The 24,191-nt window shown below is 49.2% G+C and carries 15 protein-coding genes and 1 pseudogene; 14 read left to right on the top strand and 2 right to left on the bottom strand.

The genetic code is table 11. The annotated features are described in order from the left end of the window. The first annotated feature begins 81 nt into the window (after positions 1 to 81). The 3 genes and pseudogenes from ACO6V1_RS00080 to ACO6V1_RS00070 all read left to right on the top strand — a co-directional run bounded on the left by ACO6V1_RS00080 (position 82) and on the right by ACO6V1_RS00070 (position 2,542). Positions 82 to 1,444, top strand: a pseudogene (locus ACO6V1_RS00080) (ISNCY family transposase). A 580-nt stretch (positions 1,445 to 2,024) separates the two neighbouring features. Then, complete coding sequence (locus ACO6V1_RS00075; RefSeq protein ID WP_422444819.1) at positions 2,025 to 2,282, top strand: hypothetical protein; 258 nt, start codon at positions 2,025 to 2,027, stop codon at positions 2,280 to 2,282. A gap of 104 nt (positions 2,283 to 2,386) precedes the next feature. Continuing rightward, positions 2,387 to 2,542 carry a hypothetical protein gene (locus tag ACO6V1_RS00070; protein WP_209278884.1) on the top strand — a complete coding sequence of 52 codons (156 nt, stop codon included), beginning with the start codon at positions 2,387 to 2,389 and terminating at the stop codon, positions 2,540 to 2,542. 179 nt (positions 2,543 to 2,721) lie between these two features. Here the strand turns inward: ACO6V1_RS00070 and ACO6V1_RS00065 are convergent, their stop codons facing one another. After that, complete coding sequence (locus tag ACO6V1_RS00065; RefSeq protein ID WP_422446121.1) at positions 2,722 to 3,027, bottom strand: Tn3 family transposase; 306 nt, start codon at positions 3,025 to 3,027, stop codon at positions 2,722 to 2,724. Further along, the gene (locus ACO6V1_RS00060; RefSeq protein WP_422444817.1) at positions 2,949 to 3,305 is read right to left on the bottom strand and encodes a Tn3 family transposase; all 357 of its coding nucleotides are present in this window, start codon (positions 3,303 to 3,305) and stop codon (positions 2,949 to 2,951) included. The genes ACO6V1_RS00065 and ACO6V1_RS00060 overlap by 79 nt, the downstream gene beginning before the upstream one ends. A 1,020-nt stretch (positions 3,306 to 4,325) precedes the next feature. On the opposite strand from ACO6V1_RS00060, the gene ACO6V1_RS00055 reads away from it, so the two are divergent. The 11 genes from ACO6V1_RS00055 to ACO6V1_RS00005 form a co-directional block, all read left to right on the top strand. Next, complete coding sequence (locus ACO6V1_RS00055) at positions 4,326 to 5,297, top strand: DUF1601 domain-containing protein (protein ID WP_422465346.1); 972 nt, start codon at positions 4,326 to 4,328, stop codon at positions 5,295 to 5,297. Positions 5,298 to 5,460: 163 nt separating this feature from the next. Then, the gene (locus tag ACO6V1_RS00050; protein ID WP_422465344.1) at positions 5,461 to 8,055 is read left to right on the top strand and encodes a DUF1601 domain-containing protein; all 2,595 of its coding nucleotides are present in this window, start codon (positions 5,461 to 5,463) and stop codon (positions 8,053 to 8,055) included. A gap of 135 nt (positions 8,056 to 8,190) precedes the next feature. Beyond that, entirely contained in the window at positions 8,191 to 8,985 is a 795-nt protein-coding gene (locus ACO6V1_RS00045; protein ID WP_422444811.1) for a hypothetical protein, read from the top strand. Positions 8,986 to 9,024: 39 nt separating this feature from the next. Beyond that, on the top strand, positions 9,025 to 10,158 hold the full coding sequence (locus ACO6V1_RS00040; protein ID WP_422444809.1) for an RAP domain-containing protein: 1,134 nt from the start codon (positions 9,025 to 9,027) through the stop codon (positions 10,156 to 10,158). A 115-nt stretch (positions 10,159 to 10,273) separates the two neighbouring features. After that, positions 10,274 to 13,162 (top strand): DUF1601 domain-containing protein, encoded by a 2,889-nt coding sequence (locus ACO6V1_RS00035; protein WP_422465342.1) that lies wholly within the window; start codon positions 10,274 to 10,276, stop codon positions 13,160 to 13,162. Between the two features lie 186 nt (positions 13,163 to 13,348). Further along, positions 13,349 to 13,513, top strand: a complete 165-nt coding sequence (locus ACO6V1_RS00030; RefSeq protein ID WP_422459216.1) for a hypothetical protein — start codon at positions 13,349 to 13,351, stop codon at positions 13,511 to 13,513. A 226-nt stretch (positions 13,514 to 13,739) separates the two neighbouring features. Next, the gene (locus ACO6V1_RS00025; RefSeq protein ID WP_422465340.1) at positions 13,740 to 17,168 is read left to right on the top strand and encodes a DUF1601 domain-containing protein; all 3,429 of its coding nucleotides are present in this window, start codon (positions 13,740 to 13,742) and stop codon (positions 17,166 to 17,168) included. Between the two features lie 237 nt (positions 17,169 to 17,405). After that, the gene (locus ACO6V1_RS00020) at positions 17,406 to 21,092 is read left to right on the top strand and encodes a DUF1601 domain-containing protein (RefSeq protein WP_422465338.1); all 3,687 of its coding nucleotides are present in this window, start codon (positions 17,406 to 17,408) and stop codon (positions 21,090 to 21,092) included. Positions 21,093 to 21,204: 112 nt separating this feature from the next. Further along, positions 21,205 to 21,639: a hypothetical protein gene (locus tag ACO6V1_RS00015; protein WP_422465336.1), complete on the top strand. Its 435-nt coding sequence runs from the start codon at positions 21,205 to 21,207 to the stop codon at positions 21,637 to 21,639. A gap of 69 nt (positions 21,640 to 21,708) precedes the next feature. Next, the gene (locus tag ACO6V1_RS00010; RefSeq protein WP_422465335.1) at positions 21,709 to 22,923 is read left to right on the top strand and encodes an RAP domain-containing protein; all 1,215 of its coding nucleotides are present in this window, start codon (positions 21,709 to 21,711) and stop codon (positions 22,921 to 22,923) included. A 242-nt stretch (positions 22,924 to 23,165) separates the two neighbouring features. After that, positions 23,166 to 24,191 (top strand): hypothetical protein (locus tag ACO6V1_RS00005; protein WP_422465333.1); only part of this gene is annotated, 1,026 nt, incomplete at its 3' end.

The raw sequence follows: 24,191 nt of genomic DNA, 5'->3' as shown, positions 1-24,191 counted from the left end.
GAAACCCTAACACTATGAAAACAGTGACCTGAAGCCATATATATCATTTGAAGATTTTCCAAACAGGCTATTTCTGAGCTTATGCGTCAAGCCATCAACCCACAAATGCAGTTGGGCGAGGTCGATATCTCCGCCATCACATTCAACCCCAAGTCGAGAGACGACATTCCCCGCCTGCTCCGGGCTTTGCAGCATATCTGGACCGATCTGGAGCTGCGAAATCAGGTTTTTCGGGTACTTGAAACCATGATACCCGCAAATCGGAACAATGGTCGCCCTGGCATGGACCTCTGGAAAGTACTGGTTTTCGGCACGTTGCGCCTTGTCACCAACTGCGACTACGACCGGCTGCAGGAGCTGGCCAATGAACATGGCACGTTACGGAAAATGCTCGGGCACGGGCCATATTGCACACATTCCTACCACATCCAGACACTGCAGGATAACATCAGCCTGTTCACGCCAGAGATACTGGATCAGGTCAACCAGGTCGTGGTGGCTGCCGGTCACCAGCTGGTTAAAAAAAAGATGAGCCGCTACATGGCCGTGCCGATTCGTTTGTCGTCAAGACTAACGTTCACTTCCCTACTGACATCAGCCTCCTGAGCGACGCTTGCCGTAAAATCATTGAGTTTGCATCGGCGTTAGCCTGTGACGACAAAGAGCCTTTATGGCGGCAGCATGACTACTTGAAGAGACAGCACATGAAGTGCTATCACAAAGTGCGGAACCTGAAGCACTCCACAGCGGACTGCGAGACCAAACGAAGCCTGCGCCAGCATGATATTGAGATGGCGCACGCGGAATACCTGAAGTACAGCCTCAAGATCATACGCAAGGCGGAACTCACACAGTCGGTGCTGGCAAAGCGCCACTCTGATGAGGCAAGGCTTGAGAACCTCCACTACTGGATACTTCATGCAAGGCACCAGTTTACTTGATTTATCGCCGGGTGGTTGAACATGAAGCCATTCCTCATGCCGAGAAAGTGTTTTCGCTTTTTGAGCCCCATACCGAGTGGATCAGCAAATGTAAGGCCGGGGTTCTTGTAGAGCTTGGTCTGCGTGTTTGCGTTCTGCAGGATCAGTTTGGTTTTACCCTGCATCAGCAGGTGATGGAAAAACAAACCGATGACCAGGTAGCGGCTCCCGTGGCCGAGAAGGCAAAACTTGAAAAACTGGAAACCCTTCTGGACCGGGCGGTGCTCCCCAAGAAGGGAAAACTCTCGGCAAAGGATAAGAAACGGGAGTCACACCCGGAATTTGTCCGGGCAAAACGTAAACACTCTGCTGTTGAGTCGGATATCAACGCACTGGAGGCGCATGGCCTCGACAAGTGTCCGGATAAAGGGATTGACGCCTTCAAGCGCTATGTCGCCCTCGCTGTCCTGGGCAGCAACCTGAACCGGTTGGGTAAAATCCTGCTGGAACGGGATCGGCAGTAGTTATCGACGGACCGATTGACGTCTACTCTCACAATCATGCGGAGCATGAGGCTTCTGTATACCAGCAGAATAAGGTTTTTGTGTGATTTTTAAACATACCTGTCAGATATGGCAAGAAATAATTGGCTGTACGATCAAATCTTGCTGACTGCCTGATGACCGACTGAGCTGATGACTAAAATTGATGGGTTTTCTGACAGGCACTATGTAGATATACTTCAATGGCAATGGCACTGACTTAAGCCTTCACCCCTGAAATACCAAGGCTTGCTCAAGAATAAAAACGATTATAAAAGTCATGAGTATTCAAACTCTCCTCGAGTGAGCCATGACCAAGTTTAGCCCAGAATACCTCCGCCTCGCAGACGAACTACTCCGCCAATTCGCTTTGGCGGGGTGTGACAGGTTCTCAGACGTACTAACCAAAGAGAACCTTGGGAATTTTCAGCTACAGTATACAGGCGGAAGAGTCAGGGCCTTCCCGCCATTAAAGACTCTCAGTCTGTTTATGCACCAGGTGGCCAGTTAGAATAAGTCCTTCCGTAATACCCTGATCGCTGATACACGAGATCAGATAGCCATGGGACGCGAACCCAATAAAACCGGCAGCAGTAGCTACTGCAATGCAAGGCAGCGCCTCACGGAAGAGAGTCTCATGACACTCCTGACTCAATCCGGTAATAACCTCGGTAGTGCCAGCCTGGAGTCGTGGCTCTGGTTTAATCGCAGAGTCGTCATTGTCGATGGCTCGACGCTCTCCATGCCAGACACAGCCGAGAATCAGAAAACGTACCCTCAATATGGTTCGCAAAAAAAGAGGTTGGAAATCCGCTCCTGAGAATAGAAGCTCTCACGGCAGTAGGCAGTGGTGCTCTACTGGCCTACGCGGTCGCTCCCTACAAAGGCAAACAAACTGGCGAAGTCACGCTATTCAGGCAACTGGTGGGACAGCTTAAAGCCGGTGACATCGTTCTGGGTGATACCATTTTTGAAAATTACTTTCTACTCGCGCTGCTCCAGATAGGCGACATTGATGCGGTCTGTGAGAAAAATAGAGCCCGACATGTAGACTTCAGGCAATGTGACCAGAAGCTGTAGAAGAAAGACGGGCTAATCCACCTGACCAAACCGGCACGCCCAGACTGGATGAGCCGTGAGTACTAGGATCATTGGGTGCCTGATGAACTGACAATCAGGGTGATCAAAAATAAAAAACGCATTATCGTCACTACGCCGTTGGATTCTGAACAATATCCACGGTCAGAAATTGTCAGCCTTTATCTGGCCCGGTGGCATGTTGAGCTGGATTTAAGAGCCATCAAAAGCCTGATGAAGGTGGGCGTACTACGTTGTAAAACCCCGGAGATGGTCACTACATCTATAGAGTCCAGTGCCACAAAATTCAGCTTGTTCAACGAATGGTTATCACTTGTCATCATATGGATATCAATATCGGTTTTGTTGTTGTAGATCATGTCGTACAGGGAGTGGCCTTCATACTCATTCAGGCCGATATTCTTGGCGTTAACGGCGACATGATTGGCGAGTAAGTTGTAAAGCGATATACCTCGCCCTTTGCCCAGGTACTTTTTGGAATAGCGTGACTGAATAGTGCTATCGGTGGTTGCGAATTTTGCCCGTGTGCATCTGCCAGTACCTTTTCGTTCATGAGATTCGACTGTTTGAAAATCGGCCGTGAATGAATATGGTTGCTGACAATATCATTAGCCGCACACAGAGTATCAATACGAATAAAGTCTTCCCGAATTGACCGTAACTGGCTCAGCTCGATATCTGACATATCAGCCATTTTGAGCGCGCCAAATCCAAAAGCTCCTGACAGCAGACAGGCGTTAATCACCAGTGGTAAAGGTTTTTTCCATTTGGTGTAACGATCGTTTTATCAAACTGCGATCTGGGTCTTTCGTAAGAAAATTCATTTTTTCTTGATGCAATCAAATGGTTATGGAGATTCTATGAAGATTTGTCGCAGTTACGGGCCACGTACCCAGTCAACCGGTTTTGCAGCCAGTATTTAATGAAACTATGCATTAATCAAATAAAGACCAGGTTAGACATACCACCACAGGATCGTCTATAGACAATTTCAGCAAAATGAACTTCTGAACAGAACCGCAGTCTGCGTTTTATATTCTCATGAATTAATGAAATATAATTATGAATAGAAGCTCTGCTGGTATCAGTCGTAGATACGCAAGACCCGGTAATGATGACATCCAACCGGATAACCGGGCTGCTTGTTCAAGGCGCGCGCAATATAGACAGAGTACAGTCAGACTGTGGGATAATCCCCCCCGCTCTACCCCGGGGCGTAATGAATTTTACCATTCTTCTGGCGCATGCTCTCCTCAACATCTACAGCGTCGTTCAGTAAACCCCGCTCAAGATTTTATTAACCTTATCAAACAGGAAATAATGGCTGGTCTGAACAGTAGATCTGAGCGTTTCGGTCATCGCTATGATGGGAGAGATCACGGTCAATATGCCAATTCAATTAAAAGATACACGTCAGCTGCTAAAAGACCGTTAAATCGGGCTGAACAAAACCAGCTGATAGGATTACTGCAAAATTTTACAATAACACGGCGATGGGGTTGGCGAAGCCTGACGACAACAATTAATTCATTGACTTCAGCGGGTGTTTTTACCCCCCATAATCCCATGGATAAGCAGGTCACGCTTACTCAAGCTGCCTTACTGTCCAATCTGCTTGATGCAATAATATTCAAGTGCCACCAAAAATCCCAAGCCCGGGATATTGATGCCCGGGGAATCGTCAACCTTCTTTGGGCCATGGCGAAGCTGGTGGACAACGGGCAGAAGCAGACACCAGAGTGTCAACGACACAGTGGCCGCGTTGTTGCCGCATATTCACGAACAGACAGACCAATTTATTCCTCAGCATATCGCCAACCTGCTGTGGGCCATGGCAAAGCTGGTGGACAACGGGCAGGAGTGGACACCGGCGCTCAACAAGGCGGTGACCACGCTGTTGCCCCACGTGAAAGCACAGAAAGCTAACTTTCAACCACAGGGTATCGCCAACCTGTTGTGGGCCATGGCAAAACTGGTGGAGAACGGGCAGGAGCAGACATCAGGGCTCAAAGAAGCCGTGGCCGCGCTGTTGTCCCTCGTGAAGGCACAGAAAGCTAACTTTAAACCACAGGGTATCACCAACCTGCTGTGGGCCATGGCGAAACTGATGGACAACGAGCATTGGACAGCAAAGCTTAAAGAAGCTGTGGCCGTACTATTACCTTACGTGAACGCACAAAAAGACCAGTTTACTCCTCAGCATATCGCCAACCTGCTGTGGGCCATGGCAAAACTGGTGGACAACGGGCAGGAGCTGATATCAGAGCTCAAAAAGGCCATGGCAGCGCTGTTGCCCCACGTAAAAGCACATAAAGACCACTTTACTCCTCAGCATATCGCCAACCTGATGTGGGCCCTGGCGAAACTGGGTGAGCTCGTTGAGCTGAATGTGGTTACATCCACGTTTGAAACGCTTGTCTGCATCAGTGAAAACTCACAGTTCTCTCAGCAAACGATAATGATGTCCCTCTGGGGAGTGATGGTATGTTGTACCAGGTTGTCTCTGGTCGCCAATGCCAATAAAAATCACGTGCTTGAAAAGCACATGGGTGACCTGTTTACTCGCGTGCAAAATACATCCCAATATAATGAAGAGGATCAACGCAGCATTGCCATGGCCGCCAATTGGCTTGGCAGAGCATGTCCGGTCGTCCCCCATTACCAGACAATCATTTCAAAACCTCAATCCGACTTCCGCAATCAACTCCAATCAGGATTCAATAAAACTATGTATTGATCAAATAAAGACCAGGCTAGGAGGCTGACCGAGAATAGCGCCCGCAGCGAGGATGCCAGAAAATGGAAAAAGGAAGCAAAATTATAAACTTTTAAGCAAAATGAACTTCTGAACAGAACCGCAGTCTGCTTTTTATATTTTCATGAATTGATGAAATATAATTATGGATAGAAGCTCTGCTGGTATCAGTGGTAAATACGCAAGACCAGGTAATGATGACATCCAGTCGGATAACCGGGCTGCTTCTTCAAGGCGCGCTCAATATAGACAGAGTACTGTCAGACAGTGGGATAATCCCCCCCGCTCTACCCCGAAGCGTAATGAATTTTACCATTCTTCTGCCGCATGCTCTTCTCAACATCTACAGCGTCGTTCAGTAAACCCTGCGCAAGATTTTAATGCCCTCATTAAACAGGAAATAATGGATGATCTGGTGAGTAAATCAGATCATTTCGGTCATCGCTATGATGGGAGAAATCACGGTCAATATGCCAGTTCAATTAAAAAATACACGTCAGCTGCTAAAAGACCGTTAAATCGAGCTGAACAAAGCCAGCTGATACGTCTGCTGCAAAATTTCACCGCAACACGGAGCTGGAATTGGCGAAGCCTGACGACCACACTTCATTCATTTACTTCAGCAGGTGTTTTTACCCTTCATAAACCCATGAATGAGCGTATTAAACTTACTCAAGCTCACTTATTGTCAACCCTGCTTAATGCAATAACATTTAAGTGCAACCAAAAACCTGAAGCCAGGAATATTGATGCCAGGGGAATCGCCAACCTGCTATGGGCCATCGCAAAACTGTTGGACAACGGGCAGGAGCTGACACCAGGGCTCAAACAGGCCGTGGCCGCGCTGTTGTCCCATGTGAGCGTACAGAAAGACCAATTTATTCCTCAGCATATCGCTAACCTGCTGTGGGCCATGGCGAAACTGGTGGACAACGGGCAAGAGTGGACACCAGAGCTCAAAGAGGCCCTGGCTGCGTTGTGGCCCCAAGTGAATGCACAGAAAGCTAACTTTAACCCACAAGAAATCGCCAACCTGCTGTGGGCTATGGCGAAACTGATAGACACCGGGCTGGAGCAGACACCAGAGCTCAACGAAGCCGTGGCCACGCTGTTGCCCCGCGTGAATGCGCAGAAAGGTAACTTTAAACCACAGCACATCGCCAACCTGCTGTGGGCCATGGCGAAACTGGTGATCAACGGTCAGGAGCAGACACCAGAGCTCAAAGAAGCAGTGGCCGCGCTGTTGCCCCATGTAAATGCACAGAAAAACCAGTTTCTTCCTCAGCATATCGCCAACCTGCTGTGGGCCATGGCGAAACTGGTGGACAACGGGGAGTGGACACCAGAGCTTCTTAAAGAAGCTCTGGCCTCACTGTTACTCCAAGTGAACGTACTACATCAAACTGACTTTAAACCACGGGAAATCGCCAGCCTGCTGTGGGCCATAGCGAAGCTAGTGGAGAATGGGCAGGCGCGGACACCAGGGCTCAAAGAGGCTGTGGCTGCTCTGTTACCGTGCATGAACGCACAGAAAGACCAATTTAATCCTCAGAATTTCACCAACCTGCTGTGGGCCTTGGCGAAACTGGTGGAAAGCGGGCAGGAGCGGATACCAGAGTTCAATGAGACCCTGGCCGCGCTGTTACCCCAGGTGAACGTACAGAAAGACCAATTTAATGCCCAGGGTATCGCCAACCTGTTGTGGGCCATGGCAAAACTGGTGGAGAACGGGCAGGAGCAGACACCAGAGCTCAAAGCAGCCGTGGGCGCGCTGTTGTCCCTCGTGAAGGCACAGAAAGCTAACTTTAAACCACAGGGTATTGCCAACCTGCTGTGGGCCATGGCGAAACTGGTGGACAACGGGGAGTGGGCACCAGAGCTTCTTAAAGAAGCTCTGGCCTCACTGTTACTCCACGTGAACGTACAGCAAGCTGACTTTAAACCACAGGAAATCGCCAACCTGATGTGGGCCATAGCAAAACTGGTGGACAACGGGCAGGAGCAGACAACAGGGCTCAAACAGGCCGTGGCCGAGCTGTTGCCCCACGTAAACGCACAGAAAGACCACTTTATTCCTCAGCATATTGCCAACCTGATGTGGGCACTGGCGAAACTGGGTGAGCTCATTGAGCTGAACGTGGTTACATCCACGCTCGAAACGCTTGCCTGCAAAATCAGTGGAAACTCTCAGCTCTCTCAGCAAGCGATATTGATGTCTCTCTGGGGAGTAATGGTATGCTGTGCCAGGTTGTCTCTGGTCTCCCATGCCAATAAACATCACGTGCTTGAAAAACACATGAATGACCTGTTTACTCGCCTGCAAAATACATCCCGGGATAATGAAGAGGAACAACGCAGCATTGCCATGGCCGCAAGCTGGCTTGGCAGAGCGTGTCCGGTCGTTCCCCATTACCAGACAATCATTTCAAAAACTCAATCCGACTTCCGCAATCAACTCCAATCATGTATTCCCTCTTTGAAGATTGAAGAAGAAAAGAGTCTGAACTCATTACCTCCGGTGGACCTGCTACTGCCAGATCACAATATTGTGATTGAGATTCAGGGATCGTCCCACTACGTGGGTGGTGATTTCAAAACCAGGAATGGTTCAACTCTGCTGAAAAATGCACTGCTGCAAAAATCAGGATTTGAGGTCATTGAAATCCCGGTTAAAATGCTTGGGAATCAGGATTCAATAAAACTATGTATTGATCAAATAAAGACCAGGCTAGGAGGCTGACCGTGAATAGCGCCCGCAGCGAGGATGCCAGAAAATGGAAAAAGGAAGCAAAATTATAAACTTTTCAGCAAAATTAACTTCTGAACAGAACCGCAGTCTGCTTTTTATATTCTCATGAATTGATGAAATATAATTATGGATAGAAGCACTGCTGGTATCAGCGGTAAATACGCAAGATCAAGCAATGATCACAACCGACCGGATGATCATGCCGCTTCTTCAAGGCATGGGCAATACAGACAGGGTACAGTCAGACGACGGGATCATTCCTCCCGTACTACCCCGGGGCGCAATGAATTTTGCCACTCGTCTGGCGCACGCCCCTCTCCATATCTAATACACCGTTCAATAAACCCTGCTGAAGATTTTAGCGCCCTCACCAAACAGGAAATAATGGATGATCTGGTGAGTAAATCGAATCATTTCGGTCACCGCTATGATGGGAGAAATCATGGGCAATATGCCAGTTCAATTAAAAGATACACGTCAGCGTCAAAAAGACCGTTAAATCCAGCGGAACAAAGCCAGCTGATACGTTTGCTAAAACATTTTACAGTCACCCAGAGCTGGAATTGGCGAAGCCTGACGACAACACTTTATTCATTTACTTCAGCGGGTGTTTTTACCCCTCATAAACCCATGGGTGAGCGCGTTAAGCTTACTCAAGCTGTCTTATTGTCAACGCTACTTGATACAATCACATTCAAGTGCAACCAAAAACCTCAAGCATGGGATATTGATGCCCAGGGAATCGCCAACCTGCTGTGGGCCATGGCAAAACTGGTGGACAACGGGCAGCAATGGACACCAGGGCTCAAAGAAGCTGTGGCAGCGCTGTTACCCCTCGTGAACTCAGAGAAAAACCAGTTTATTCCTCAGCATATCGCCAACCTGCTGTGGGCCTTGGCGAAACTTGTGGGCCACGGGTAAGAGTGGACACCAGGGTTCAACGGGGCCCTGTTCGCACTGTTGCCGCACGTTAACGCACAAAAGAACCAATTTAATGCCCAGGGCATCGCCAATCTGCTCTGGGCCATGGCAAAACTGGTGGACAACGGGCAGGAGTGGGCACCAGGGCTCAAAGAAACTGTGGCCGCACTGTTGCCTCAGGTGAACATACAGAAAGACCAATTTAATGCCCAGGCTATCGCCAACCTGCTGTGGGCCATGGCGAAACTGGTGGACAACAGACAGGAGCGGACTCCAGAAATCAACGAAGCCGTGGCCTCGCTGCTGTCCCTGGTAAACGCAAAGAAAGCTGACTTTAAACCACAGGAAATCGCCAACCTGCTGTGGGCCATGGCCAAACTCGGTGAGTTCGTTGTGCTGAACATGGCTACCTCTACGTTCGAATCCCTTGTCTACCAAATCAGTTACAACCCTCAGTTCTCTCACCATGCCATATTGATGTCTCTCTGGGGAGTAATGGTATGCTGTGCCAGGTTGGCTCTGGACTCTAATACCAATAGAAATTATGTGCTTGAAAAGCATATGGATGACCTGTTTACTCGCCTGGAAAATATATCCCCGGTCAATGAAGAGGATCGATCCATCCTTGCCATGGCCGCATGTTGGCTTGGAAAACCATGTCCGGTCACCCCTCATTACCAGACAACCACTTCAAAATATCAGACCATCTTCCGCAATCAACTCCAATCTCGCATTCCCTTTTTGAAGATTGAAGAAGAAAAGAGTCTGCATTCATTACCTCCGGTTGATCTGCTACTGCCAGATCACAACATTATTATTGAAGTTCAGGGACCCTCTCATTACGTCAGCGGTGACTTCAAAACCCGGAATGGTTCAACTCTGCTTAAAATCGCACTGCTGAGAAAATCAGGATTTGAGGTCATTGAAATCCCGGTTAACGGGTTTTGGAACAAAGGTTTAATGAATAGATGTATTGATCAAATAAAGACCAGGGTAGACACCCCGGCACAAGGTCATGGCACTGTATCATTTAACATCGGGTGGACAGAAGAGGCCAACGTTGCTGCCAATAAAGGACGGCAATGCTCAGATCACTCTTACTTAAAGGCCGAAGAACATTTAGAACAGCACACACGCAAACCAAAAAGAAAAAGGAAGAGAAAAAAAAGGTAATAACCTCTTCCCTTTCATTATGGTTCCTGAACCATGTTCACATTCGAGCAAAATGAACTTCTGAACAGAATCGCAGTCTGCTTTTTATATTCTCATGAATTAATGAAATATAATTATGGATAGAAGCACTGCTGGTATCCGTGGTAAATACGCAAGGTCAGGTAATGAATATCACCAACCGGATAACCATGCCGCTTCTTCAAGGCATGGGCAATACAGACAGGGTACAGTCAGACGGCGGGATCATTCTTCCCGCACTACCCCGGGGCGTAACGAATCTTGCCATTCTTATGACGCACGCTCTTCTCAAGATTTACAGTGCCGTTCAGTACACCCTGCTCCAGATTTTAATGCCCTCATTAAACAGGAAATAATGGATGATCTGCTGAAAAAATCGGATCGTTTCGGTTATCGCTATGATGGGAGGAATCACGGGCAATATGCCAGTTCCATTAAAAAATACGCATTAGCTGTTAAACGACCGTTAAATCGAGCTGAACAAAGCCAGCTGCTACGTTTGCTGCAACGCTTTACCGCAGCACGCAGCTGGAATTGGCTAAGCCTGTCGACAACACTTCATTCATTGACTTCAGCAGGTGTTTTTACCACTAATAGACCCATGGATGAGCGCGTCAGGCTTACTCAAGCGAACATATTGTCAACGCTATTTGATGCAATAATATTCAAGTGCCATCAAACATCTGAAGCCAGGTATATTGATACTCAGGGAATTGCCAACCTGCTGTGGGCCATGGCGAAAATGGTGGACTTGGGGCAGGATCAGACACCAGAGCTGAAACAGGCCGTGGCCGCGCTATTGTCCCTTGTAAACGCCCGGAAAACCAATTTTAATCCACAGGAAATCGCCAATCTGCTGTGGGCCATGGCGAAACTGGCGGACAAAGGGCAGAAGCAGACACCAGGACTCAAAGAAGCCCTGGCTACCCTGTTGCCCCATGTAAACGCACAGAAGGCTAACTTTAAACCACAGGAAATCGCCAACATACTCTGGGCCATGGCCAAACTGGTGGACGGCGGCCAGCAGCAGACACCAGCGTTGAAACAGGCTTTAGCTGCGCTGTTACCCCACATAAATGCATCGAAAGATAACTTCAAACCACGGGATATCGCCATCCTGCTGTGGGCCATGGCGAAACTGGTGGACAACGGGCATAAGCAGACACCGGAACTCAACGAGGCCCTGGCTGCGCTGTTGCCTCATGTGAACGCACTGAAAGACCAATTTGATGCCCAGGGTATCGCCAACCTGGTGTGGGCCATGGCGAAACTGGTGGACAACGGGCAGGAATGGACACCAGAACTCGAAGAGGCTCTGGCCGCGCTATTGCCCCGCGTGAACGCGCGCAAAGCTAACTTTACTCAACAGGAAATCGCCAATCTGCTGTGGGCCATGGCAAAACTGGTGAACAACGGACTTGAGCGGACGCCAGAGTTCAAAATGACCGTGGTCGCGCTGCTGCCCCTCGTGAGCGCACATAAAGACCAATTTATTCCTCAACATATCGCCAACCTGCTGTGGGCCATAGCGAAACTGGTGGACAATGAGCAGGAGCGAACACCTGCGCTCAATAAGGCCGTGGTCGTGCTGTTCCCCCAAGTGAGCGCACAGAGAGACCAATTTATTCCTCAGCATATCGTCAATCTGCTCTGGGCCATGGCGAAACTGGTAGACAACGAACAGGAGCGTACACCGGGGCTTGGAGAGGCTGTGATCGCGCTGTTGCCCCTCGTGAACGCACAGAAAGCTAACTTTAAAACACAGGAAATGGTCAACCTGATGTGGTCCATTGCCAAACTGGTTGACAATGGGCAAAAGCGTACACCAGAACTCAACAAGGCTGTGGCTGCGCTGCTGCCCCGCGTGAACGTACAGAAAGACTATTTTACTGCCCATAGTATCGCCAACCTGCTATGGGCCCTGGCAAAACTGATGGACAACGGGCAGGACATGACCTCAGTGCTAAAAGACGCCGTAGCCGCGCTGTTGCCCCACGTCAACGCACAGAAAGCTAACTTTAAACCACAGGGTATCGCCAACCTGCTGTGGGCCCTGGCGAAGCTGGTGGATAACGGACAGGAGCGATCATCAGAATTCAATGAGGTCGTAGCCGCGTTGTTGCCCCTCGTGAACGCACAAAAAGCTAACTTTAATCCCCAGGCTATTGCCAACCTGCTGTGGGCCATGGCAAAACTGGTGGAACACGGGCAGGAGCAGACACCAGAGTTCAACAAGGCCGTGGCCGTTCTGTTACTCCTCGTGAACACACAGAAAGACCAATTTACTCCTCAGCATATCGCCAACCTGCTGTGGGCCATGGCGAAACTGGGTGAGTTCGTTGAGCTGAACGTGGCTATGGCCACGTTTGAGCCTCTTGTCCACCGAATCAGTAAAAACCCTCATGTCTCTCTCAAGGCAATATTGATGTCTCTCTGGGGAGTAATGGTATGCTGTGCCAGGTTGTTTCTGGTCTCTAATGCCAATAAAAATAATGTGTTTGAAAAGCACATGGATGACCTGTTTACTCGCCTGAAAAATACATCCCCGGACAATGATGAGGATAAACGCGTCATTGCCATGGCCGCAAGTTGGCTCGGGAGACCCTGTCCGGTTACCCCCCATTACCGGATAGTCGTTTCACAACCTCAAACCGGCTTCCGCGAACAACTCCAATCACGCATTCCCTCTTTGAAGATTGAAGAAGAAAAGTGTCTGAACTCATTGCCTCCGGTTGACCTGCTACTGCCGGATTACAACATGGTTATTGAAATTCAGGGACCAACTCATTACGTGAGTGGTGATTTCAACACCAGGAATGGTTCGACTCTGCTTAAAATCGCCCTGCTGCAAAAATCAGGATTTGAGGTCATTGAAATCCCGGTTAACCAGCTTTGGAACCTGGATTCAATGAAACTGTGTATTGATCGCATAAAGACCAGGGTAGACATCCGGGCACAAGGGCATGGTTCTGTATCAATTACTTAACCCGGATATTTCATCAGTATGAACTTCTGAACAGAGCAGCAGTCTGCTTTTTATATTTTCATGAATTAATGAAATGAATTTTACCCTTCTTCTGCCGCATACTCTTCTCAATATCTGCTGCGCCGTTCAGTAAACCCTGCTCAAGATTTTAATGCTCTCACCAAACAGGAAATAATAGATGACCTGGTGAGTCAATCGGAGCGTGTCGGTCATCGCTATGATGGGAGAAATCACTGTCTGTATGCCAATTCAATTAAACAATACACGTCAGCTGCTAAAAGACCGTTAAACCAGGCGGAACAAAGCCTGCTGATACGTTTTCTACAAAATTTGAGGCTTATGATAACATAAGCCTATTCTCGGTCAGCCTCCTAGAGGGACATGGCTCAGTATCACTTATTTAAAAGCGGGGTAAAGATGAGCTATGTATAACTGTCGATAAAGGATGGCAACACTGTAACTTAACCGCCGAAAAACATTCAGCAGAGCAAAGAGACAAACCAAAAAGTAAAAAATGAACTTCTGAACCGAACAGCAGTCTGTTTTTTATATTTCCATGAATTAATGAAATGTAATTATGGATAGAAGCTCTGCTGGTATCAGTGGTCAACACGCAAGATCCGATAAAAATTACAATCAGTCGAATGACCATGCTGCTTCTTCAAGGCATGGGCGATATAGACATGCCACAGTCAGACAATGGGATAATCCCCCCCGGTCTACCACAGGGCGTAATGAATTTTACTGTTCTACCGGCACACGCTCTTCTCAATATCTACAGTACCGTTCAGTAAACACTGCCCAGGATTTTAATGCTCTCATCAAACAAGAAATAATGGCTGGTCTGGTGAGTACATCTGGTCGTTTCGGTCATTCCTATGATGGGAGAAATCACAGTCAATATGCCAGTTCAATTAAAAAATACACGTCAGCTGCTAAAAGACCACTAAATCAAGCGGAACAAGGCAAGCTGATAAGTTTTCTGCAAAATTTTACAGCAACACGGAGCTGGAGTTGGCGAAGCCTGTCAACAACACTTCATTCATTGACTTCAGCGGGTGTTTTTACCCCTCATAAACCCATGGATGAGCGTGTAAAGCTTACCCAAGCTGCCTTATTGTCAACGCTACTTGATGCAATAGTATTCAAGTGCCATCAAAAACCTGAAGCCAGGGATATTGATGCTCAGGGAATCGCCAACCTGCTGTGGGCCATGGCAAAACTGGTGAGCAATGGGCAAGAGTGGACATCAGGGCTCAAAAAGGCCCTGGCTGCGCTGTTGCCCCACGTGAACGCACAGAAAGACCAATTTATTCCTCAGCATATCGTCAACCTGCTGTGGGCCATGGCAAAGCTGGTGGACAACGGACAGAAGCGGACACCAGAGCTCAAAGAGGCCGTGGCCGCGCTGTTGCCCCAAGTGAACGCACAGCAGGACCACTTTAATGCTCAGGGCATTGCCAACCTGCTGTGGGCCATGGCGAAACTTGTGGGAAATGGACAGGAGCGGACACCAGGGCTCAAAGAGGGTGTGGCAGCGCTGTTGCCCCACGTGAACGCACAGAAGGACCGATTTAATGCTCAGGGCATTGTCAACCTGCTGTGGGCCATGGCGAAACTTGTGGACAACGGGCAGGAGCGGACATCAGGGCTCAACGAGGCCGTGGCCGCGCTGTTGCCCCACGTGAACACACAGAAAGCTCACTTTAAACCACAGGAAATCACCAACCTGCTATGGGCCATGGCGAAACTGGTAGACAACGGACAGGAGCGGACACCAGAGCTCAAAAAGGCCGTGTCCGCTCTGTTGCCCCAGGTGAACGTACAAACAGCTAACTTTAAACCCCAGGAAATCGCCAACCTGCTGTGGGCCATGGCGAAACTGGTCGACAACGGGCAGGAGCGAACACCAGAACTCGAAGAGGCCGTGGCCGCGCTTTTGCGCTACGTGAACGCACAGAAAGACCAATTTAATGCCCAGAGTATCGCCAACCTGCTATGGGCTATGGCGAAACTGGTGGACAACGGACAGGAGCAGACACCAGAGTTCAACGAGAACATGGCCGCGCTGTTGCCCCGCATCAACGCACAGAAAGACCAATTTATCCCTCAGCATATCGCCAACCTGCTGTGGGCCATGGCGAAACTGGTGGACAACGGGCAGGAGCGGACACCAGAGCTCAACGAGGCCGTGGCCGCGCTGTTGCCCTACGTGAACGCACACAAAGACCAATTTATTCCACAGCATATCGCCAACCTGCTGTGGGCCATGGCAAAACTGTTGAGCAATGGGCAAGAGTGGACATCAGGGCTCAAAGAGGCCCTGGCTGCGCTGTTACCCCACGTGAACGCTCAGAAAGACCAATTTATTCCTCAGCATATCGTCAACCTGCTGTGGGCTATGGCGAAACTGGTGGACAACGGACAGAAGCAGACACCAGAGTTCAGCGAGGCCGTGGCCGCACTGTTACCCCACATAAACGCACAGAAGGACCAATTTAATGCTCAGGGTATCGCCAACCTGCTGTGGGCCATGACGAAACTGGTGGACAACGGCCAGGAGTGGATACCAGGGCTCAGCGAGGCCGTAGCCGCGCTGTTGCCCCAAGTGAATGCACAGAAAGCTAACTTTAATCCACAGGAAATCGCCAACCTGCTGTGGGCCATGGCGAAACAGGTAGACAACGGGCTGGAGCAGACGCCAGAGCTCAAAGAGGCTGTGGCCGCGTTATTGCTCCTCGTGAACGTACAGAAAGCTAACTTTAAATCACAGGAAATCGCCAGCCTGCTTTGGGCCATGGCGAAACTGGTGGACAACGGCCAGGAGCAGACACCCGAGCTCAACGAGGCCGTGGCCGTGGCCGTACTGTTACCCCACGTGAACTCACAGAAAGACCAATTTATTCCTCAGCATATCGCCATCCTGCTATGGGCCATGGCGAAACTCGTGGACAACGGACAGGAGCGGACATCAGGGCTCAAAGAGGCTGTTGCCGCGTTGTTACCCTACGTGAACGTACAGACAGCTAACTTTAAACCACAGGAAATCGCCAACCTGCTGTGGGCCATGGCGAAACTGGTGGACAACGGTCAGGAGCGGACACCAGGGTTTAACGAGGCCGTGACCGCGCTGTTGCCCCAAGTGAACGCACAGAAAGACCAATTTACTCCTCAGCATATCGCCAACCTGCTGTGGGCCACGGCAAAACTGGGCGAGCTCGTTGAGCTGAACGTGGTTACCTCCACGTTCGAATCGCTTGTCCGCCGAATCAGTAAAAACCCTCAGCTCTCTCAGCAAGCGATATTGATGTCTATCTGGGGAGTAATGGTCTGCTGTGCCAGGTTATCTCTAGACTCCAATACCAATAATAACGTGCTTGAAAAACACATGGATGACCTGTTTAATCGCCTGGAAAATACCTTCCCAGACAATGAAGAGGATCAACGCATCATTGCCATGGCCGCAAGTTGGCTTGGCAGAGCGTACCCGATCATCCTCCACTACGAGACCATCATTTCAAAACCGCAATCCGACTTCCGCAATCAACTGCAATCAAGTATTCCTTTTTTGAAGATTGAAGAAGAAAAGAGTCTGAACTCATTACCGCCGGTTGACCTGCTACTGCCAGATCACAAGATGGTTATTGAAGTTCAGGGACCGTCCCATTACGTAAGTGGCGATTTCAACACCAGGAATGGTTCGACTCTGCTTAAAATCGCACTGCTGCAAAAAGCAGGATTTGAGGTCATTGAAATCCCGGTTAACCAGCTTTATAACCAGGATTCAATAAAACGATATATTGATCACATAAAGACCAGAGTAGACACCCCGCCGAGGGGGCATGGCTCTGGATCACTTAAAAGAGCTTGGGCAGATGAGGCATACGTGACCGCCGATAAAAGATGGCAGCCCGCAGATCACTGTGACTTGACCGCCGAAGAACATTTAGAAGAGCAAGCATGCAATCCCAAAAGTAGAAAAAGGAAGAGAACAAACAGCCAGTAATCTTCTCCCTTCATCATGACTCAAGAACCGTTTTCACATTTCAGGAAAGGAATGCCGGTGTGGAACCCATGTGTTCTAACAATCTTCCTCCGGATGATTTGAAAATAACGGATTGCTGACATCAGGAGTAGTTGTGCTCTCTCAACCGGTTACGTCTATCGCTATTTCAGCAAAATGAACTTCTGAACAGAACAGCAGTCTGTTTTTTATATTTTCATGAATTGATGAAATGTAATTATGGATAGAAGCTCTGCTGGTATCAGTGGTAAATACGCAAGATCCGATAACGATTACAACCAGCCGAATGACCATCCCGGATATTCAAGGCGTGGGCGATATAGAGATGCCACAGTCAGACGATGGCATAATCCCCCACGCACCACACCGAGGCATAATGGATTTTACCATTCTTCTGGTGCATACACTTCTCAATATCTACAGAGCCGTTCAGTAAGCCCTGCTCAAGATTTTAATGCTCTCATCAAACAGGAAATAATGGATGGTTTGCTGAGTAGATCGGCTCGTTTCGGTCATCGCTATGATGGGAGAAATCACGGTCTATATGCCAATTCAGTCAAACAATACACGTCAGCTGCTAAAAGACCGTTAAACCAGGCGGAACAAAGCCAGCTGATACGTTTTCTGGAAAATTTTACCGCAGCACGGAGCTGGAATTGGCGAAGCCTGACAACAACACTTCATGCATTTACTTCAGCGGGTGTTTTTACCCCTCATAGCCCCATGGATGAGGGTGTTAAGCATACTCAAGCTACCTTATTGTCAACGCTACTGGATGCAATAATATTTAACAGCAACCAAAGACTTAAAGACAGTAATATTGATGCTTGGGGAATCGCCAACCAGCTGTGGGCCATGGCAAAACTGGTGGACAACGGGCACGAGCAGACACCAGGGCTCAAAGAGGCCGTGACTGCGCTGTTACCCCACGTAAGCGCACAAAAATCTAACTTTACAACACAGGGAATCGCCAACGTGCTGTGGGCCTTGGCCAAACTGGTGGACAACGGCCAGGAGCAGACACCTGGGCTCAAAGAGGCCGTGGCTGCGCTGTTAACCGGCGTAAATGCACAGAAAGCTAATTTTAATCCACAGGGAATCGCCAACCTGCTGTGGGCCATGGCGAAACTGGTGGATAACGGGCATGAACAGACACCGGGGCTTAAAAAGGCTGTGGCCGCGTTGTTGCCCATCGTACGCGAACAGAAAGACCAACTTCATGCCCTGGGAATCATCAACCTGCTATGGGCCATGGCGAAACTGGTGGACAACGGGCTGGAGCAGACAACCGATTTCAGCGAGGCCGTAGCAGCGCTATTGCCCCGCGTGAGCGCACAGAAAACTGACTTTAAACCACAGGGTATTGCCAACCTGCTGTGGGCCATGGCAAAACTGGTGGACAGTGGGCAGAAGCTGACACCCGAGTTCAATGAGGCCGTGGCCGCACTGTTGCCCCATGTGAACCCACAGAAAGACCAATTTGATTCTCAGCATATCGCCAGCCTGCTGTGGGCCATGGCAAAACTGGTGGATAACGGGCATGAACAGACACCGGGGCTTAAACAGGCTGTGGCCGCGCTGTTGCCCCACGTGAACGCACATAAAAACCAATTTAATGCCCAGGGAATCGCCAACTTGCTGTGGGCCGTGGCGAAACTGGTGGACAACGGGCAGGAGCAGACACCGGGGCTCATAGAGGCCGTGGCCGCGCTGTTACCCCACGTGAACGCAAAGAAAGACCAATTTATACCTCAACATATCACCATCCTGCTGTGGGCCATGGCGAAGCTGGTGGACAACGGGCAGGAGCAGATGCCAGAGTTCAACAGTACTGTGGTCGCTCTGCTGCCTTATGTGAACGCAAGGAAAGACCAATTTATACCTCAACAAATCGTCAACCTGCTGTGGGCCATGGCGAAACTGGTGGACAACGGGCAGGAGCATACACCAGGGCTGAAAAAAGCTGTGGCCGCGCTGTTGCCCCGCGTGAACGCACAGACAGAGCAATTTAATGCCCAGGGAATCTCCAACCTGCTGTGGGCCATGGCGAAACTGGTGGACAACGGGCAGGAACGGACACCAGAGATCAAAGGGACCCTGGGAGCCCTGTTACACCACGTGAACGCACAGAAATACCAGTTTATTCCTCAGCATATCGCCATCCTGTTGTGGGCCATGGCGAAACTGGTGGACAACGGGCAGGAGCAGACACCAGAGTTCAACGTGGCTGTGGCCCAGCTGTTGTCCCACGTGAACGCAACCAGAGACCAATTTACTCCTCAGCAAATTGCCAACCTGTTGTGGGCCATGGCGAAACTGGTGGACAACGGGCAGGAACAGACACCAGGGCTTAAAACAGCTGTGGCCGTACTGTTGCCCCACGTGAACGCACAGGCAGACCAATTTAATGCCCAGGGAATCACCAACCTGCTGTGGGCCATGGCGAAACTGGTGGACAACGGCCGGGAACAGACACCAGGGCTTAAAACAGCTGTGGCCGCACTGTTGCCTCACGTGAAGGCACAGAAAAACCAATTCAATGCCCAGGATATTACCAACCTGCTCTGGGCCATAGCGAAACTGGTGGACAACGGACAGGAGCAGGCATCAGGGCTCAACGAGGCCATGGCCACGCTGTTACCCCTCGTAAAACTACTGAGAGACCAATTTATTCCTCAGCATATCTCCAACCTGCTGTGGGCCATGGCGAAACTGGTGGACAACGGCCTGGAGCCGACACCAGAGTTCATCGAGGCCGTGGCCCGCCTGTTGCCCCACGTGAACGCAATGAATGACCAATTTAATCCTCAGCAAATCGCCAACCTGCTGTGGGCCATGGCAAAACTGGTGGACAACGACCAGCAACAGACATCAGGGCTTAAAAAAGCTGTGGCCACGCTGTTACCACACGTGCACGCACATACAGCCAACTTTACACCAAAGGCAATCACCAACCTGCTGTGGGCCATGGCAAAACTGGTGGAAAACGGAGAGTGGACCCCAGGGCTTAAAGAAGCTGTGGCCGCGCTGCTGCCCTGCGTAAACCCACAGAAAGCTCAATTTGATCCTCAGCAAATCGCCAACCTGCTGTGGGCCATGGCGAAGCTGGGTGAACTCGTTGAGCTGCACGTGGTTACCTCTACATTCGAATCGTTGCTCTGCCGATTCAGCGACAACCCTCAGCTCTCTCAGCAAGATATAGTGATGTCTCTCTGGGGAGTAATGGTATGTTGTGCCAGGTTGTCTCTGGCCCCCAATGCCATTAAAAATAACGTGCTTGAAAAGCACATGGATGACCTGTCCACTCGCCTGGAAAATACATCCCCGGACAATCAAAAGAATCAACAAATCATTACCATGGCTGCCATTTGGTTGGGGAGAGCGTGTCCGATCATCCCCCATTACCGGACAACTATTTCAAAACCTCAAGCCAACTTACGCAATCAACTCCAATCACGCATGCCCTCTTTGAAGATTGAACAGGAAAAGAGCCTGAACTCATTGCCTCCCGTTGACCTGCTACTGCCAGATCACAACATGGTGATTGAAATTCAGGGACCGTCTCATTACGTAAGTAATGATTTCAAAATCAGGAATGGTTCAACTCTGCTTAAAATAGCACTGCTGAAAAAATCAGGATTTGAGGTCATTGAAATCCCGGCTAACCAGCTTTGGAGACAGAATTCAATGAAACAATGCATTGATCAAATAAAGGCCAGAGTGGACATACCGCCACAGGGTCATGGCTGTGTATTACCTGACATCGGATCGATAGAGGAGACAAACGTTACCGCCGATAAAAAGTGGCAATCTTCAGGTCATTGTTACTTAGCCGTTGAAGAAAATTCAGAAAAGCAAACAGACAAACCAAAAAACAGAAAAAGGAAAAGAAAAAAAAGGCACTAACCACTTCCCTTTCATCATGACTCAAGAACCGTGTTCACATTCCGACAAAATGAACTTCTGAACAAAACAGCAGTCTGTAGTTTATATTTTCATGAATTAATGAAATATAATTATGCACAGAACCTCTGCTGGGATCAGTGGTAAATACGCAAGATCCGATAAAGATTACAACCAGCCGGATGGCCATGCTACTTCTTCAAGGCGCGTACAATATAGACAGAATACAGTCAGAAAGTGGGATAATCCCCCCCGCACTACCCCGGGGCGTAAGGAATTTTACCGTTCTTCTGGCGTATGCCCTTCTCAACATCTACAGAGCCGTTCAGTAAACCCTGCTCAAGATTTTAACGCCCTCATTAAACAGGAAATAATGGATGATCTGGTGAATAAATCGTATCGCTTCGGTCATCGCTATGATGGGAGAAATCACGGTCTGTATGCCAATTCAATTAAAAAATACACGTCAGCTGCTAAAAGACCGTTAAATCAAGCGGAACAAACCCAGCTGATACGTTTGCTGCAAAATTTTACAGTAACACGGAGTTGAAGTTGGCGAAGCCTGTCAACAACACTTCATGCATTGACTTCAGCGGATGTTTTTACCCCTCATAGACCCATGGATGAGCGTGTTAAGCATACTCAAGCTGTCTTATTGTCAATGCTACTGGATACAATAATATTCAAGTGCAACCAAAAACCTGAAGCCAGGAATATTGGTGCCCAGGGAATCGCCAACCTGCTGTGGGCCATGGCGAAACTGGTGGACAACAGGCAGGAGCAAACACCAGAACTCAAAGAGGCCGTGGCCGTGCTGTTGCCTCACATGAATGCACAGAAAGACCACTTTATTCCTCAGCAAACCGCCAACCTGCTGTGGGCCATGGCGAAACTGGTGGACAAGGGCCTGCAACAGACACCAGGACTTAAAAAAGCTGTAGCCGCGCTGTTGCCCCACGTGCACGCAAATAAAGCCAACTTTACACCACAGGCAATTGCCAAACTGCTGTGGGCCATGGCGAAACTGGTGGAAAACGGAAAGTGGACACCAGGTCTTAAAGAAGCCGTGGCCACGCTGCTGCCCTACGTGAACCCACAGAAAGCCCAATTTGATCCTCAGCAAGTCGCCAACCTGCTGTGGGCCATGGCGAAGCTGGGGGAACTCGTTGAGCTGCACGTGGTTACCTCTACGTTCGAATCGTTCCTCTGCCGATTCAGTGACAACCCTCAGCTCTCTCAACAATTTATATTGATGTTTCTCTGGGGAGTAATGGTATGTTGTGCCAGGTTGTCTCTGGCCCCCAATGCCATTAAAAAAATAACGTGCTTGAAAAGCACATGGATGACCTGTTTACTCGCCTGGAAAATACATCCCCGGACAATGAAAAGGATCAACGCACCATTGCCATGCATTGCCATGGCCGCCAGTTGGCTTGGGAGAGCGTGTCCGATCGTTCCCTATTACCAGACAACCATTTCAAAACCTCAAGCCGACTTTTGCGATCAACTCCAATCATGCATGCCCTCTTTGAAGATTGAACAAGAAAAAAGCCTGAACTCATTGCCTCCCGTTGACCTGCTACTGTCAGAACACAACATGGTTGTTGAAATTCAGGGGCCGTCTCATTACGTAAGTAATGATTTTAAAATCAGGAATGGTTCGACTTTGCTTAAAATAGCACTGCTGCAAAGATCAGGATTTGAGGTCATTGAAATCCCGGCTAACCAGCTTTGTAGCCAGAATTCAATGAAACTATGCATTGATCAAATAAAGACCAGGTTGGACATCCCGCCCCAGGGCATGGCTGTGCATCACCTGACATCGGATCGGTAGAGGAGACAAACGTTACCGCCGATAAAAAGTGGCAATCTTCAAGTCATTGTTACTTAGCCGTTGAAGAAAATTAAGAAAAGCAAACAGACAAACCAAAAAACAGAAAAGGAAAAGAAAAAAAAGGCACTAACCACTTCCCTTTCATCATGACTCCGGAACCGTGTACACATTCCGGCAAAATGAACTTCTGAACAGAACAGCAGTCTGTTTTTTATATTTTCATGAATTGATGAAATATAATTATGCATAGAACCTCTGCTGGTATCAGTGGTCAATACGCAAGATCCGATAAAAATTACAACCATCCGGATAACCATCCCAGATCTTCAAGGCATGGGCGATATAAACATGCCACAGTCAAACAATGGAATAATCCCCCACGCACTACCCAGGGGCGCAATGAATTTCACCATTCTTCTGGCGCACACACTTCTCAATATCTACAGAGCCGTTCAGTAAACCCTGTTCAAGATTTCAGTGCTCTCATCAAACAGGAAATAATGGATGGTTTGCTGAGTAAATCGGATCATTTCGGTCATCGCTATGATGGGAGAAATCACGGTCTGTATGCCAATTCAATTAAACGATACACATCAGCTGCCCAAAGACGGTTGAATCGAGCGGAACAAAGCCAGCTGATGCATTTTCTGCAAAATTTTACCGTAACACGGCGTTGGGGCTGGCGAAGCCTTACGACCACACTTCATGCATTGACTTCAGCGGGTGTTTTTACCCCTTATAAACCCGTGGATGAGCGTGTCAGGCACACTCAGGTTGCCTTATTGTCAACGCTACTTGATGCAATCATATTCAAGTGCAACCAACAACCTCAAGCCCGGGACATTGATGCCCGGGGAATCTCCAACCAGCTGTGGGCAATAGCAAAACTGGTGGACAACGGGCAGGAGCACACACCAGGGCTCAAAGAGGCCGTGGCCGCGCTGTTGCCACATGTGAATGCAAAGAAAGACCAATTTATTCCTCAGGGCATTGCCATCCTGCTGTGGGCCATGGCGAAACTGCTGGACTACGGGCAGGAGCAGACACCAGAGTTCAAAGAGGCCGTGGCCGCGCTGTTGCCCCACGTGAACGCACTGAAGGACCGATTGAAAGCTCAGGACATTGTCAACCTGCTGTGGGCCATGGCGAAACTTGTAGACCACGGGCAGGAGCGAACACCGGGGCTCAACAAGGCCGTGGCCACGTTATTGCCCCTTGTGCACGAACAGAAAGACCAACTTACTACTCAGGGAATCGCCAACCTGTTA

The organism is Endozoicomonas sp. ALC013, from assembly GCF_049310205.1.
Lineage (GTDB): Bacteria > Pseudomonadota > Gammaproteobacteria > Pseudomonadales > Endozoicomonadaceae > Endozoicomonas.
The sequence above is the reverse complement of the archived record's forward strand: the minus strand, read 5'-3'. Positions and strand labels throughout refer to the sequence as shown.

What these genes read in the sequence shown, in the direction of transcription:
- ACO6V1_RS00075 (WP_422444819.1), top strand. Translation starts at nt 2,025, where the DNA reads ATGGGACGCGAACCCAATAAAACCGGCAGCAGTAGCTACTGCAATGCA.
- ACO6V1_RS00050 (WP_422465344.1), top strand. Translation starts at nt 5,461, where the DNA reads ATGGATAGAAGCTCTGCTGGTATCAGTGGTAAATACGCAAGACCAGGT.
- ACO6V1_RS00045 (WP_422444811.1), top strand. Translation starts at nt 8,191, where the DNA reads ATGGATAGAAGCACTGCTGGTATCAGCGGTAAATACGCAAGATCAAGC.
- ACO6V1_RS00035 (WP_422465342.1), top strand. Translation starts at nt 10,274, where the DNA reads ATGGATAGAAGCACTGCTGGTATCCGTGGTAAATACGCAAGGTCAGGT.
- ACO6V1_RS00025 (WP_422465340.1), top strand. Translation starts at nt 13,740, where the DNA reads ATGGATAGAAGCTCTGCTGGTATCAGTGGTCAACACGCAAGATCCGAT.
- ACO6V1_RS00020 (WP_422465338.1), top strand. Translation starts at nt 17,406, where the DNA reads ATGGATAGAAGCTCTGCTGGTATCAGTGGTAAATACGCAAGATCCGAT.
- ACO6V1_RS00015 (WP_422465336.1), top strand. Translation starts at nt 21,205, where the DNA reads ATGCACAGAACCTCTGCTGGGATCAGTGGTAAATACGCAAGATCCGAT.
- ACO6V1_RS00010 (WP_422465335.1), top strand. Translation starts at nt 21,709, where the DNA reads ATGGATGAGCGTGTTAAGCATACTCAAGCTGTCTTATTGTCAATGCTA.